Origin of the sequence: Paraburkholderia sp. RAU6.4a (genome assembly GCF_050435625.1) — a bacterium.
Classification (GTDB): Bacteria; Pseudomonadota; Gammaproteobacteria; order Burkholderiales; family Burkholderiaceae; genus Paraburkholderia; species Paraburkholderia tuberum.
Window position 1 is genome coordinate 2,856,307 of the sequence record NZ_JBNDKQ010000003.1, and the last position, 14,176, is coordinate 2,870,482.

Below are 14,176 nucleotides of genomic sequence, written 5' to 3' on the forward strand. Positions count from 1 at the left end.
GCACGCGCAAACCTCGCGCTCTTTTCAGCAAGGGCTGTGCCGCAGCACAGCACGCCAGGAAAAGCCCATGGACGCGATAGACGAACGTTGCCGCGGCTTCAGGTGCCGCAAGCCAGCAGCGCATGCAGTTCGTCGATATTGAACGGCTTCGCGAGTATCGCAATGCCGAGCCGACGCGCGCGGTCGAGCTCGTCGGCGTAACCGGTCATCAGCGCGATCTTCTGCGACGGCCACGCGCTGCGGATCTTCTCCGCCAGGTCGATACCGTTCAGCTTGCCCGGCATCTGGATGTCCGACAGCACGAGCTCGAAGCGCTCGCCAGCGCTCAGCACGTCGAACGCCTGGTCGGCGGTCGGCTCGTGATGCACCTCGCAGCCGAAGGTTTCGAGCACCGCGGTCACGCCGGCCGCGACGTCCTCGTTGTCCTCGACGAGCAGCACGGCCCCGGCCGCGGTCGGCAGCGGCTGGCGCGCATCGGCGCCGGCCAGCGCGGCGCCCTCACGATAGCGCGGCAAAAACATCCGCACCGTCGTGCCGCTGCCCAGCACGCTGTCGATCTTCGCGGTGCCACCGGCCTGCTCGGACATCGACAGCACCTGGGCGAGCCCGAGGCCGGTGCCCGAGCCGCGCAGCTTGGTCGTGAACAGCGGCTCGAACGCGCGTCGCGCGACCGATTCGGGCATCCCTTCGCCGTCGTCGGAACAGGCGATCAGCACGTACTCGCCGTCCGGCAGCAGCGTATCGCTGCCGACCAGCCGATTGTTCTGGCAGCGGATCACGAAGCGTCCGCCGCGCGGCATCGCATCGCGCGCGTTCATCGCGATGTTCACGATCGCGAACTCGAGATCGGTCGGATCGACGAGCACCTGCCACAGGTTCTCCGGCATGCGCAACGCCAGTTCGACCGTGTCGCCGAGCGCCGCGTTGATCAGCGGCACGGCGGCCGGCAGCCAGCGCGCAAGCTCGACGGGCTCCTGCTTCAGCGGCTGCTTGCGCGCGACGCTCAAGAGACGCCGCGTCAGCGCTTCGGCCGTGGCCGTGGCACGCTCGACCGCATGCACTTCCTTCTCGAGATCGTTGTAATGCTTGAGGCGCGCGAGCTCGGTGTTCGCCGACACCACCATCAGCAGGTTGTTGAAATCGTGCGCGACATTCGCGACCAGATTGCCGAGCGCGCCCATGCGCTGCAGTTGCCGGCTCGACGCCTCGGCCGACAAACGCATCGCGACCTCGCCCTGCCACCGCTCCCACGCGCGCCGCTCCGCCTCGAGCTGACGCAGCGAATACAGCACGAGCCACCAGATCGCGATGCAGGGCACCGCCGTCAGCGCCGCGATCAACATAAAGTGCGTGCGCCACGCCGCCACGATCGATGACATCGCGTACGCGCTCATCACATACAACGGATAGTCGCCGACACGGCGAAACGCGAGCAGCCGCTCGACGCCGTCGACGGTCGAATTCAGGTGCACGTGGCCGAACAGCTGTTTGTCGCGCAACGCGGACATGAACGCGCTGTGCATCGACGGCCGGGCGCCGGCCGGCCACGGCGGATAGCGCACCAGCAGATTGCCGTCCTGCCGGTACAGCGCGAGCGCGAGCGACGGATCGCCGTTGGTCAGCTCGCGATAGAAGCGCGAAAAATATTCGCTGCGCAGCGCCACCGTGACCACGCCGAGAAACTGACCGTCCGTACCCGAGCGGCCGATCGCGGTCGTGAACACGTCGACCTTCGACAGCTTGCCGAACATCGGCAGCGAGAAATACGGCTGCGGACGCATTGCCTTCGCGGCGAGAAAATCGTCGCGCAAGCCGCTCGTCACTGCCGGCGCCGGATACGCGAGGCTCGACGCAAGTAACTGGCCGTTCACACCGAGCAGCGAGATCGACGCCACCTGCGGAAAGTCGCCGCCGATGCTCTGCAGACGCTCGTGCAATTCGCGCTCGCGCGCGCGGATCTGCGCGTCGTCGGAATTGCCGAGCAGCTCGATCACGCGCGAGGCCATCTGCCGGTTCAAATCCAGCACCTTGACGGCCTGCTCCTGCGCCACGCGCGCGAGGCGGTCGAGCGCATCGTTCGCATCGGAGATGCGGCGCTGGTAGTCGAAGTAGCCGTAGCCCACGAGGCAGGCCAACGGAAACACGATCGACACGGCCAGCAAGATCAGCAGCATGCGCTGCGTCGCCGCGAAGTTGCGTGACGGCATCGGCACATCGACTGCGACACGTTCTGCACGCTGCACGGTCACCTGCTCCATCAAAGTTGCATACGGTCAGGGAAGGCATTGCCTGTGAATTCGCACGCCGCTGTTCGCGCGCTAATTCCCCTGCCTCGAAATTTACCGCAACTCGGCCTATCTTCCCAAGCAGCTTCACGGCATCACTCCGCCGACGCGTCCGGGCACGACGATTGCTGCCTTATCGCTGCTTGATGGCAAGCGTACTTCCGTCACCGCTCGCGACGCGTTTGCGTGCGCTGCGCGAGCTCTTTCTTGCGCGAGGCCTCACCATGTCCACGACTGCCCGCCGCGTCGCGCGGCTCCCGGAATTGCCAGCGGACCGCGCGGTGCGCGTGATCGTGGACGGCACGCCGATTCTGCTCGTGCGCGATGGCGACACCGTGCGGGCTTACTCGCCTGATTGCCCGCATGCCGGGGGCCCGCTCGAAGAGGGCGCGCTGTGCCATGGCCGGATCATCTGCCCATGGCACAAGGGTACGTTCGACGTCGCGACCGGCAACGTGCTCGAGCCGCCCGCGCTGCTGCCGCTCGATCGCTACCCGGTCACGCTCGATGGCGACGACGTGCTCGTGTCGGCGGAAAAAATCGCAGCGCCGGCGCCGGCGGCGCACACATCCCCGCCCGATGCCACCGCGCAAGGCAAGCACTACGTGGTAATCGGCGCGGGCGCGGCCGGCGCCGCTGCCTGTGCCGCGCTACGCGAGTTCGGCTTCGAGGGCCGCATCACGCTGATCGGCGACGAAGCGCACGCGCCCTATGACCGCACCTCGCTGAGCAAATTCGTCCCCTCGTTTGAAATGACACCCGCCGACGTGCCGCCGCTGCTGCCGCCCGACTGGCTGCATACGCACGGCATCGAGCGCATCGTGGCGAAGATCGCGCGGCTCGACGTGCCTGCGCACACGATCCATTTCGAAGCCGGCGCGGGTGGTAGCGAGCAGAGCATCGAGCCGCTGAAATACGACACCGCGCTGCTCGCGACCGGCAGCGTGCCGAAAGTGCCCGACATGCCCGGCTGCGAACTCGGCGGCGTGCATGTGCTTCGACACCTGGACGATGCCGCCGCGTTGATCGACGCGCTCGGCGACGATGCATCGCAAACCCGCGTCGCGATTCTCGGCAGCAGCTTCATCGGCCTCGAAGTCGCGTCCGCGTTGCGCAAGCACGGGGTGCCCGTCACCGTGATTTCGCGCGACAAGGTGCCATTCGCGAAGCAGTTCGGCGAGCGCGCGGGCCAGATGTTTCGCGCGCTGCACGAAAGCAATGGCGTGAAGTTTTATCTCGACGCCAAGGTCGCCTCGCTCGAGGGCGAGGAAGGCAATGTGCATACGGTGATGCTCGCCGGCGGCGAGGCCATCGCGGCCGATGTCGTGCTGCTGGGCACGGGGGTTGCGCCGGCTACGGGGTTTGTCGAAGGACTGCCATTGCAGAAGGACGGCGGCGTGGTCGTCAATGCCGGCATGAACGCCGCGTGCGGTCTGTATGCGGCCGGCGATATCGCCGTGTTCACGCTGCATGAGAACCAGGAGCCGGTGCGTATCGAGCATTGGCGCGTCGCGCAGCAGCATGCGCGCATCGCCGCGCAGAACATGTGCGGTGTGCGCAATCGCTATGCCGACGTGCCGTTCTTCTGGACCTATCACTACGGCAAGAACTTCGAATACCTCGGCCACGCGAGCGAGTGGGATGAGATCGTCGTCGATGGCGACTTCGATCATCACCAGTTCATCGCGCTGTACGTGCGCGACGGCCACGTCGACGCGGTGTTCGCCTGCGAGCGCGAAGCGCTGACCGCGCGGCTTTCCGACGCGATGCGCGGCGGGCTGTCGCGGGCCGACGCGCTCGCGATCATCGGCGCGCCGGAAGCGGCGGCGTCGTGACGATGCGCACGTGGACCCGTGCGATCCGATGTCTTGACGTTCAACCTGGAGCAAGGAGCCACCATGACGACAAACAAGGAAAAGCATCCGCACTCGGAAAAGAGCGAGCAGCAGATCGACAAGCAGGTCGAAGACAGCTTCCCGGCTAGCGACCCGCCTTCGACCGGCGGCACCACGAAGATCGAGCCGGAGCAGGACAAGTCAAAGGGCGGGCACGACAAGCCCGCCGGTCAATAGGCGGATAACAAGCCGCGATGCCGGGACGCATCAGCAACGATTGCTCAGGAAAACCACCTATCGGCCATCCTCGAACTGCGGCTCCGCGATCACCGTTCGCGTCGCATCGAGACGACCGCACGCGGCCAGCATCTGCTGCAACGACGTCACGGCGCACTCCGCTTCCAGCGATTCCTGCTGTTCCGCGCTCCACTGCTGCGTATCCTCTGGTGTCCAAAGGCCGACCACGATCGACGCATTCGGCAAGCGCGTGCGGATGCGCCGGATCAGATTGCGCAGATGCGACGGAATGCCGTCGATCTGCAGATACAGAAGGCAGACGATGCCCACGTCGTCCGCCACGAGACTGTCGATCGACGCGCGCGACACCGCCTCGTGCGGCAGCGAGCGCGCCGCGAAGCCGTGCTTGCCGAGCAACTGCAGCAGAATGATCGTCGCGAGCGCATCGAGCGGGCCACGGCCCGGCAGGCACAACACGCGGCTCGTCGGCGCATGCGAGGCGAACACGGGCGCGGCGTCGACCGATCGTGGCATCGCCCGCGCGGCCTGCGTTTCGTCGGAAGGTGCCAGCGGCCCCACTGCGGCCGGCTTCGCCTGCGTCGCGAGCGGCGCGGGCTCGCGATCCTCGTAGCCGTCGAGGCCGTCGACCAGGTCGTTGGTCGTCGACTCGATGCGCGCGAGTTGCGTGCTCGTCACGCTGCCGCGCGTCACGTCGTTGGCCGCGAGCCGCAAGCCCTTGATCGCGACTTCGTCGTAATAGGCCGACAGCGAGCGGTCGCGCAATAGCACTTCGGCCTGCTCGATCGCGTCATCCGGATCGCCGGCGAGCGCGCGTTGATAGAAGTTTTCGACCGGCGTCAGCGCGGGCTGATCGCCGAGCAGCACGTCGAGAAACTCGAGACGCCGCACGTGCCGCCCGAGCACCAGCAGACACAGCGTCAACGGTGTCGACAGGATCAGCCCGATCGGCCCCCAGATCCAGCTCCAGAAGATCGCCGCGACCACCACCGAAAACGGCGACAGGCCGGTGCTGCGCCCATACAGCAGCGGCTCGACCACCTGCCCCACCGCCAGTTCCGCGACCACGAACAGCACCAGCGACCAGATCGCCATCGCCCAGCCGGGACTGACCGCGGCGGCGAGCGCGGTGGGCAATATCGCCGCGATCCAGATGCCGACGTAGGGCACGAGCCGCAGCAGCGCCGCGAGAATGCCCCACAGGATCGGGCTCGGCACGCCGATCAGAAACAGCCCCGCCCCGATCACGACACCGACGCCGGTGTTCACGCCGAGTTGCGACACGAAGTAGCGGCTCAGGCGCCGCGCGGTCTCGTCCATCACCGTGGTCGTGCGGTGCAGGTCGCGCGAGCCGAACAGCCGGATCGCGCGATCGCGCAGGTCGTCGCGTTGCAGCAGGATCACGATCGTGACGACGAAAACGATGAACGCGGTTGCCAACGGACTGATGGCCGGCGACAGCACGCGTCGCGCGAGCTCGAACGGCGTCGGCACCGGCTCGCGCACATCCACCGGCACCGCCGTCGACGCCTGCGGACTCGCCGCGGCCGCCGCGCCGTTCGGCGCTCGCGGCTGCGGCGGCTCGATCGTCGCGCGCTGCAATGCCTGCCCCGCCTCGCTCGCGAAACGGTTCAGCTTGCCGATCGTCAGACTGTGCACGGTGTCGATCTTGTGCTGGATGGTCGCCTGATAGCGCGGCATGCCGGCCGCGAGATCGGTCAGCTGTGTGGCGATTACCGCGCACAGCAGCGCGATGACCGACACCGAGATCAGGACCGCCGCGCACACCGACGCGACATGGCCGAGTTTGAGCCGGGACAGCGCATCGGCGAGCGGTGCGACGAGAAAGCTCAACAGGATCGCGAGCGTGATCGGAATCATCACCGCGCTCGCGACGTACAGGCATGCGACCGCGATCACGCCGACGCCGAACGTGACGAGGCCCTCGATACCGAATGCGGTGGAGGCCGCCTGAATGCGCGAGGCGGCACTCGTGCCGCGCGGCTCGGGTGTGTCGTTCATGTTGCGAAGCGAAAATCGGGCATGGAAAAACGGTCCCTGAGCCGGACGCGGTTCGCCGGCTCGGAGTCTTATTACTCAATACCGTTGAGGAATGTCTACTTCAACGAATCGCCCGACACCGGCCCGCTCTCGACCGGTGGTGCCTCCTTCTCGATCTCACTGCGGGCCTGCTCCCAGTATTGCTCGGGCGTGCCCTTCGGCTCGGCCGCCTGCTCCCACAGATAGTAGGCGCGCGTGCGGATCTGCTCGTCGACGCTTGGTTCCTGTTCCATTTGTTCACTCCAGCTTGGCCGTTTGCGTGCGCACGCCTGCCGTGGCGTAGGTCGCAGACGCGTGCGTATCGTCAACGACAGCGGGAGCAAACCTTGTACCTGTGCTGCGGCTCGCTTTTGCAACGGGGCTGGCGTCGCTCGCCAGCCTGCACTAGCCCGGCGCGGAGTCGCCTTCGTCGGAAGTCAACTGCTCTTCGAGGCGGTCGAACACGCGCTGCGTCGCGCGGCTCGGCGCTTCGAGCGCGAACACCAGCAGCGAGCGGCCGGTCACCTGGTAGGCATCGCCCGCGCTGAATTGCGGCAGCTCGGCGCGCACCGGCATGTTGGTGTCGACGAGGCAGGTCCAAAAATCGCCCTCGGGAATGTCGGGCAGCGTGAAGTTGACGACGTCGTGATACGCGTTCAGCACCAGCAGCAAGGTCGCGTCGGACGCGAGACGGCGAATGCCGCTCGCCTGCGCACGTCCGTCGATCACGAGGCCGAAGCAGCGCATCGCCGGATCGGCCCACTGCTCGCCCGTGATGTCGGTGCCGTCCGGCGATAGCCAGCGCGTGTCGGTCACGTCGAGCGTCTCGTTGTATTCGCCAGTCAGAAAACGGCCGCGCCTCAGCACCGGCAAACGGTGGCGCAACGTGGTCAGATTGCGCACGAACTCGGTCAGCGCGCGGCCGTCGTCGTCGATCGCATCCCAATCGACCCAGCTGATCTCGTTGTCCTGGCAATACGCGTTGTTGTTGCCCTGCTGCGTGCGGCCGAATTCGTCGCCGGCGAGGATCATCGGCGTGCCCTGCGACAGCAGCAGCGTCGCGAGCAGATTGCGCTTCTGGCGCTCGCGTTGCTGGCGGATGTCGGCGTCGTCGGTCGGTCCTTCGACGCCCATGTTCCACGACTTGTTGTCCGAATGACCGTCGCGGTTGTCCTCGCCGTTTGCCTCGTTGTGCTTGTCGTTGTACGAGACCAGATCGTTCAGCGTGAAGCCGTCGTGCGCGGCGATGAAGTTCACGCTCGCCCACGGCCGCCGGCCGCGATGATTGAACTTGTCGCCCGACGCGGTGACGCGCGTCGCGAGATCGGCGGCAGTGCCCTCGTCGCCCTTCCAGTACGCCCGCGCGGTGTCGCGGAAGCGATCGTTCCATTCGGCCCAGCCCGGCGGAAAACCGCCCACCTGATAGCCGCCGGGGCCGCAATCCCACGGCTCGGCGATCAGCCGGATGCTGGAGAGGACCGGGTCCTGGCGGCAGCTGTCGAGAAAGCCGCCGCCCTCGTCGAAGCCGTGATCTTCGCGGCCGAGGATCGTCGCGAGATCGAAGCGGAAACCGTCCACTTTCATTTCGGTGACCCAGTAGCGCAGGCTGTCGGTCACCATCTGCAGCACGCGCGGATGCGACAGGTTCAGCGTATTGCCGGTGCCGGTGTCGTTGATGTAGTAGCGCGGCTCGTCGGGCATCAGCCGGTAGTACGACGCGTTGTCGATGCCCTTGAACGAGACCGTCGGGCCGCGTTCGTTGCCTTCGGCCGTGTGGTTGTACACGACGTCGAGTATCACTTCGAGATCGGCCTGGTGAAACCGGTCGACCATCTCCTTGAATTCGCCGACCGACTCGGTCGACGACGCGAAAAAGCGCGGATCGGCCGCGAAGAAGCCGATCGTGTTGTAACCCCAGTAGTTCGTGAGACCCTTGTCGAGCAGATGGCTGTCGTTGACGAAAGTCTGGATCGGCATCAGCTCGACCGAGGTCACGCCAAGGCTGCGGATATGGTCGAGCACCGGCTGCTGCGCCAGACCCGCGAACGTACCGCGCAAACGCTCGGGCACCCGCGGATGACGTTTCGTGTAGCCGCGCACGTGCGTCTCGTAGAGAATCACGCGCTCCCACGGCAGCGCGTTGCGCTCCGGATGGCTCCACGAAAAATTCGCATCGACCACCTTGCACTTCGGCACGAAAGGCGCGCTATCGCGTTCATCGAATGACAGGTCGAGCTCTTCCGAGCCGAGCGTATAGCCGAAAATTTCCGGCGCCCATTTCAGCTCGCCGATGTGCGCCTTCGCATATGGATCGAGCAGCAGCTTGTTCGGATTGAAGCGATGCCCGTTTTCGGGCTCGTAGGGACCATGCACGCGATATCCATAGACGGCACCCGGTTTCAGATTCGGTACGAACACATGCCATACCTCGTCGGTGTATTCGGGCAGCTCGATCCGTTCGAGTTCGTGTTGGCCAGTTTCATCGAACAGACACAGTTCGACTTTGGTTGCGTGCGCGGAGAACAACGCGAAGTTGACGCCACTGCCGTTCCATGTCGCGCCGAGCGGAAAAGGCGTGCCTTCGGCAATGCGTGTCGAGTAGCTGGCTGGGGAAGACATAGGTGTTCTCAATGGCTGCAAGGAGGTGTGTATCTCAGGGTCATGCATGTGTTTTTTTCAACTGCCTTTCCACGTGTTCTTTGCTGCTCATTGTTCCAGTGTAGGCATTCGAGGCCCGCGCGCCGGACATTGCACCGCGCGCAAGCAGCGGGCCGGTGCGTATAGCAACTTATGGGCCTGATCCGCCTCGCTTTCCCTCAGCTCAAAGTCGCGGCATGAGATTTGCAGCATACCGGCAAGGCGCATGCATTGCGCGCCGTCGAAACGCCACGACACCAAACCGGGAGAACACAGATGATGCGCAACCCGCAGATCACACCGCTGGCCGCTTCCGCATCGCTTCTCGCCGCCATGACGCTGATTTCCGCGTTGGGCACGTGCGGCAGCGCGTTCGCGCAAGGCGCGCCGCAGGCGATCACCGAAAAACGCACGGACGTCGTGCAGCTCGCGAGCGGCTATCGCGCGTCGAAGCTGTCGGGCGCGGACGTGTACAACCGCAACAAGGACAACATCGGCACGCTCGACGATCTGATCGTGTCGCCGGGCACCGAGCGCACCACGTATGCGATCCTGTCGGTCGGCGGCTTTCTCGGCATGGGCAAGCATCTGGTCGCCGTGCCGTTCAACGATCTGCAGATCGACAACCGGCGCGTCGTGCTGCCCGAGGCGACGAAGAAATCGCTCGAGGCGTTGCCGGAGTTCAAGTACGCGAATTGAGCGCGGCGTTGCCGCGTCGAATCGATCGACGCGGCAACGGGCCATCCATGCACAGGCGCTCAGGGGCGTAGTCAGCCGAGCAGCTTGTCGGGCGTAATGGGCAAATCGCGGATGCGTTTGCCGGTCGCATGCCAGATCGCGTTGCACACTGCCGCGGCCACGCCCACCACGCCGATTTCGCCGACACCTTTGACGCCGAGCGGATTGACGATGTCATCGCGCTCGTCGACGAACAGCACGTCGATCTCGTGAATGTCGGCATTCACCGGCATGTGATATTCGGCGAGGTTGTGATTCATCTGGCGTCCTAGCGCGTGATCGAACTGGCCGTGCTCGTGCAGCGCCATGCTGATGCCCCACACGACGCCGCCCGCGACCTGATTGCGCGCCGTCTTCGGATTGACGATGCGTCCCGCCGCGACCGCACTGACCACGCGCGTGACCCGCACAGTGCCGAGCGCTGCGTCGACGCGCACTTCGGCGAACACCGCCGAATGCGTGCCCATCGAATACGCCTGCTGCTTTTCGTGCGGCTTCACGCTGGCCTGCTCTTCGAGTTCGTCCAGCCCCGCACGCTGCAACAGCGTCGCAATCGCGATCGAGTCGTCCGCGTGTGGGCCGCACACGAGCCGGTTGCGCTCGCGCCGCACGTGTTCGCGAGTCGCCGACGCGAACCGTGCGCCACCATGTTCGCGCGCCAGTTCAACCAGACGGTTGTGCAGGCGCGTACACGCGGCATCGACTGCGCTGCCCACCGACGACACCGTCCACGATCCGCCCTCGATCGGCGCCTTCGGCAGCCGGGTGTCGCCAAGTTCGAAGCTGACGTCGCCGAGCGGCACGCCGAGCGCATCGGCGGCGATCTGCGTCATCGCGGTGTAGGTTCCGGTGCCGATATCGGCGGTCGAACTCGACACGCTGACGCGGCCATCGGGCGTCAACGCCGCGCGTGCGGCCGCTTCGTTCTGCATCGCGTCCCACGCACCGGTCGCCATGCCCCAGCCGATCAACTCGTTGCCGTCGCGGCGCGCGCGCGCCTCGAGCGGCCGCCCCGCCCAGCCGAAGCGGGCCGCGCCTTCGCGATAGCAGTCGCGCAGCGCCTTGCTCGAAAACGGCAGATTCCTGTTCGCGTCACGCTCCGCATAGTTGACGAGCCTCAATTCGAGCGGGTCCATCCGCAATGCCTCGGCCAGTTCGTCCATCGCGACTTCGAGCGCAAAGAGCCCTTGTGTCGCGCCGGGCGCGCGCATGTCGGCCGGTGTCGGCACGTCGAGCTTCGCGACCCTGTAGCCCATCGACACGTTGTCGCATCGATACAGCTGCCCCGCCCAGTTGACCACCACGTCGCAGTAGTCCTCGTAGCGCGAGGTTTCCGACACCGCCTCGTGGATCACCGCCTGCAGGCGGCCATCCGCCGACGCGCCGAGCGCGACGCGCTGCACCGTTTGCGGACGATGCGCGAAGGTGAACATCTGCTGCCGGGTCAGCGTGACGCGCACGGGTTTGTTCAGTTCGCGCGCGGCCATTACCGCGAGCGCCAGATGATATTGCGGCCTCAAGCCGGAGCCGAACGCGCCGCCGACGAACGGCGACACCACCTGCACTTCGTCGTCTTTCAAACCGAACACACGCGTCAGATAGCCCTTCGTATTGACGACGCCCTGAGTCTTTTCGTAGACGGTCAAGCGTCCTTGCGCATCGGGCACCACGGTGCATCCGTGCATTTCCATCGGATTGTGATACTCCGGTGGTGTCGTGTAGAACGCGTCCACGCGCGCCTTTGCAGCGGCCAAGGCCTTGCGTGGGTCGCCACGCTCGGGCGGAGGCGGATCGAAGCCGCCCTTCTCGGCCGACGGCGGCACGGCGCTCGTCAACGCTGCTTCGATATCGGTCTGGTGCGGGCCGGCCTCGTAACCCACCTGCACCAGCGACGCCGCGTAGCGCGCCAGTTCCAGCGATTGCGCGACCACCAGCGCGACCGGCTGCCCGCTGTACCACACGCGCTCGTCCCAAAGCGGCCTCAATGGCGTGCCCCCGGGCGCAATCATGTCCTTGAACGCATCGACGTCCGACGGCAGCGCCGGGCGCTTGCGATGCGTGAGCACGAGCAGCACGCCGGACAGCGCCTCGGCGGCCGAGGTATCGATCGACACGATCTTGCCTGTCGCGATCGTTCCCGACACGACGACGCCATACACGAGCCCTTCGACGCAGAACTCGGCGGCATATTGCGCGGCGCCGGTCACTTTGACGGGCCCGTCCACACGCGAATGCGGCACGCCGGTGGCAGGCTTCGGGCTGCCTGTCGACGGCAAGGTTTCGGCACGGTTCATCGCGCGGCCTCCTCGAACGAACGTTGTGTGGCCTCGCCGAAGGCGCGCACGATCACGCGCGCCGCGAGTTCGATCTTGAACGCGTTGTCGCGCTGAGCGCGCGCACCGCGCAGCAGCGTCGCCGTAAAGTCGCGCAACGTTCGCGCGTTCAGCGTCTCGCCGCGCAGTGCGGCTTCGGCGGCGGGATCGCGCCACGGCTTGTGCGCGACCCCGCCGAGCGCGCAACGCGCGTCGACGATCCGCGACTCGTCATCGAGCTCGACACCGACCGCGGCCGACACCAGCGCGAACGCATACGATGCGCGGTCGCGCACCTTCACGTACGCGTGATGCGCGGCAAAGCCTTGCGGCGGCAGTTCGATCGCGGTCACGAGTTCGTCGTCGCGCAGGTTGGTGTCGATATGCGGCGTATCGCCGGGCAGCCGGTGAAAATCCGCGAACGGCAGCGTGCGTGCGCCGTCGTTGCCGATCAGATGCACGGTGGCGCCGAGCGCCGCCAACGCGACGCACATATCGGACGGATGCACGGCGATGCAGTGCTCGCTCGCACCGAGGATCGCGTGAATGCGGTTCACGCCATGCAGCGCCGGACAGCCGCTGCCGGGTTCGCGCTTGTTGCATGGCGTGCCCACGTCGTAGAAGTAGTAGCAGCGCGTACGTTGCAGCAGATTGCCGCCGACCGTCGCGACGTTGCGAATCTGCGGCGACGCGCCCGCCAGGATCGCTTTCGCGAGCAGCGGGTAGCGTGTCGCGACGGTATCGTCATACGCGAGCGCGCTATTGGTGACGAGCGCGCCGATCTTCAGGCCGCCCTGCGCCGACGCTTCGATCTGCCTGAGCGGCAAACGGTTGATGTCGACGAGCAAAGCCGGGCGCGCCACGTCTTCGCGCAGCAGGTCGACCAGATTCGTGCCGCCCGCGAGGAACGCGGCGCCCCTGTCCGAACGATGCCGTTCGAGCGCATCCTGCACCGCATCGGCGCGCGTGTACGAGAAGCGGTTCATGGCCGCGCTCCAGATTTATTCGCGACCGCACCGTCTTTCCTTGCATCATCGTCACCGAAATGCGCAGCGTCGAGAATCGCCGCGACGATGTTCGGATACGCGCCGCAGCGGCACAGATTGCCGCTCATCTGCTCGCGCACATCGTCCGCGCAGCGCGCATGTCCTTCTTCGAGCATCGCGTGCGCCGAGCAGATTTGTCCGGGCGTACAGTAGCCGCACTGGAACGCGTCGTGATCGATGAACGCCTGCTGCAGCGGATGCAACGTGTCGCCGTTCGCGAGACCTTCGATCGTCGTGATCGATGCGCTGTCGTACACGACCGCGAGCGCGAGGCAGGTATTGATCCGCTGGCCATTGACGATCGCCGTACAAGCGCCGCATTGACCGTGATCGCAGCCCTTCTTGGTGCCGCTCAGGTGCGCATGCTCGCGCAGCAGATCGAGCAGCGAGGTCCACGCCTCGACGTCGAAGCGCCGCGTCTCGCCGTTGATCTCGAACGTCAATGCATGCGACGCGGGCGCGTCGGCCCGGGCGGTTTCAGCATCGGGGGTAGCCATCGGATTTCCTCCTCACAAGGCATCGCGCAAGCAGTGCGGCGCGCGACGGAACTCAACGCAATTCAAACCAATGCAAAGCGGCGACAGCGCGCGAGCGCGATGCCGCCGCGGCGTCCGGCGCGTCGCGAGGCAGGCCGACGCGCTCGACGGATCGCTTATTGCCCCGCCCCACTACCCGCGCGCGGCGGCGTCGCGCCTTTGAAGCGCCTGTTGGTGGTTTTCCCATTGCCGCCGCCGGCGACCCCATTGGTGGCGCCCCCCGATTCGCCGACATTGCCGTTCGCATTGTTCGCGCTGGTCGTGTCCGGCGTGCGCGATTCTTCCAGGCTTGCGCCGGGTTGCGCGGCAGACTTGCCGTTTTGCATGGACGGATTGGTACCGGTCTGCGCGAAGCCCGCCTGCGCAAAGCCTAGCGCGAAGCAGCCTGAAACGAGCGCGGCAGCCAGTTTGACGGACACATCGATCTTCATGGCACTCTCCCTTAAGACGTTATGAAAACCCACTGCGCGAACCTCGTACGTGAGCGCAGGC

The 14,176-nt window shown here is 65.9% G+C and carries 11 protein-coding genes; 3 read left to right on the top strand and 8 right to left on the bottom strand.

Features of this window, described 5'->3' with window-relative positions; genetic code table 11:
• Positions 1–98 precede the first annotated feature (98 nt).
• Complete coding sequence (locus OKW40_RS37695; protein WP_429493901.1) at positions 99–2,258, bottom strand: response regulator; 2,160 nt, start codon at positions 2,256–2,258, stop codon at positions 99–101.
• A 251-nt stretch (positions 2,259–2,509) separates the two neighbouring features.
• Between OKW40_RS37695 and OKW40_RS37700 the strand changes: the two genes are divergently transcribed.
• Both OKW40_RS37700 and OKW40_RS37705 read left to right on the top strand, forming a co-directional pair.
• Positions 2,510–4,120: an FAD-dependent oxidoreductase gene (locus tag OKW40_RS37700; RefSeq protein ID WP_429493902.1), complete on the top strand. Its 1,611-nt coding sequence runs from the start codon at positions 2,510–2,512 to the stop codon at positions 4,118–4,120.
• 63 nt (positions 4,121–4,183) lie between these two features.
• A complete protein-coding gene (locus OKW40_RS37705; RefSeq protein WP_184035179.1) occupies positions 4,184–4,357 on the top strand; it encodes a hypothetical protein in 174 nt (57 codons plus the stop codon).
• A gap of 57 nt (positions 4,358–4,414) precedes the next feature.
• Here the strand turns inward: OKW40_RS37705 and OKW40_RS37710 are convergent, their stop codons facing one another.
• The 3 genes from OKW40_RS37710 to glgX form a co-directional block, all read right to left on the bottom strand.
• Positions 4,415–6,397 (bottom strand): AI-2E family transporter, encoded by a 1,983-nt coding sequence (locus tag OKW40_RS37710; RefSeq protein WP_429493903.1) that lies wholly within the window; start codon positions 6,395–6,397, stop codon positions 4,415–4,417.
• Positions 6,398–6,492: 95 nt separating this feature from the next.
• Entirely contained in the window at positions 6,493–6,669 is a 177-nt protein-coding gene (locus OKW40_RS37715; RefSeq protein WP_090809937.1) for a DUF2934 domain-containing protein, read from the bottom strand.
• A 151-nt stretch (positions 6,670–6,820) separates the two neighbouring features.
• Positions 6,821–9,034 carry a glycogen debranching protein GlgX gene (glgX, locus tag OKW40_RS37720; RefSeq protein WP_429493904.1) on the bottom strand — a complete coding sequence of 738 codons (2,214 nt, stop codon included), beginning with the start codon at positions 9,032–9,034 and terminating at the stop codon, positions 6,821–6,823.
• 294 nt (positions 9,035–9,328) lie between these two features.
• Here glgX and OKW40_RS37725 point away from each other — a divergent pair, with 294 nt between their 5' ends.
• Complete coding sequence (locus OKW40_RS37725; protein WP_184060132.1) at positions 9,329–9,751, top strand: PRC-barrel domain-containing protein; 423 nt, start codon at positions 9,329–9,331, stop codon at positions 9,749–9,751.
• Positions 9,752–9,822: 71 nt separating this feature from the next.
• Here OKW40_RS37725 and OKW40_RS37730 read toward each other — a convergent pair whose 3' ends face one another.
• The 4 genes from OKW40_RS37730 to OKW40_RS37745 all read right to left on the bottom strand — a co-directional run bounded on the left by OKW40_RS37730 (position 9,823) and on the right by OKW40_RS37745 (position 14,115).
• Positions 9,823–12,084 (bottom strand): xanthine dehydrogenase family protein molybdopterin-binding subunit, encoded by a 2,262-nt coding sequence (locus OKW40_RS37730; protein ID WP_429493905.1) that lies wholly within the window; start codon positions 12,082–12,084, stop codon positions 9,823–9,825.
• On the bottom strand, positions 12,081–13,088 hold the full coding sequence (locus OKW40_RS37735; protein WP_429493906.1) for an FAD binding domain-containing protein: 1,008 nt from the start codon (positions 13,086–13,088) through the stop codon (positions 12,081–12,083). Before OKW40_RS37735 ends, OKW40_RS37730 begins: the two co-directional genes overlap by 4 nt.
• Positions 13,085–13,645: a (2Fe-2S)-binding protein gene (locus OKW40_RS37740; protein WP_429493907.1), complete on the bottom strand. Its 561-nt coding sequence runs from the start codon at positions 13,643–13,645 to the stop codon at positions 13,085–13,087. Before OKW40_RS37740 ends, OKW40_RS37735 begins: the two co-directional genes overlap by 4 nt.
• Positions 13,646–13,800: 155 nt before the next feature.
• Positions 13,801–14,115, bottom strand: coding sequence for a hypothetical protein (locus tag OKW40_RS37745; RefSeq protein WP_090809925.1), 315 nt, complete (start codon positions 14,113–14,115; stop codon positions 13,801–13,803).
• Positions 14,116–14,176 lie beyond the last annotated feature (61 nt).